At 48.7% G+C, this 347-nt stretch carries 1 protein-coding gene; it reads left to right on the forward strand.

Annotated features, from left to right (window positions below):
- The coding region (locus FC32_RS05070) for a Rib/alpha-like domain-containing protein (RefSeq protein WP_268871572.1) at positions 1-347 on the forward strand (347 nt) is incomplete at both ends.

Consider the following 347-nt stretch of genomic DNA (forward strand, 5'->3'; position numbering starts at 1 on the left):
ACGGTAGAAGTAACATACCCAGATGGCTCAAAAGATGAAGTACCGGTGCAAGTGAAGGTAGGCACCGACGCCGAAGAGTACGCACCAAAGGGGCAATTAGTGAAAACTGATTTGGGTAAGGCACCGAGTGCTAAAGCAGGAGTAGCTAATAAGTCAGACTTACCGCAAAATGCTCAATACAGCTGGAAGATCCCAGTAGAAGTAGCGACACCAGGCGAGAAGCCAGGTACGGTAGAAGTGACATATCCAGATGGCTTGAAAGATGAAGTGCCGGTACAAGTGAAGGTAGGTACCGACGCTGAAGAATATACCCCGAAGGGTCAGTTAGTGAAGACCGATTTGGGCAA

Origin of the sequence: Ligilactobacillus apodemi DSM 16634 = JCM 16172, from assembly GCF_001434405.1 — a bacterium.
Lineage (GTDB): Bacteria > Bacillota > Bacilli > Lactobacillales > Lactobacillaceae > Ligilactobacillus > Ligilactobacillus apodemi.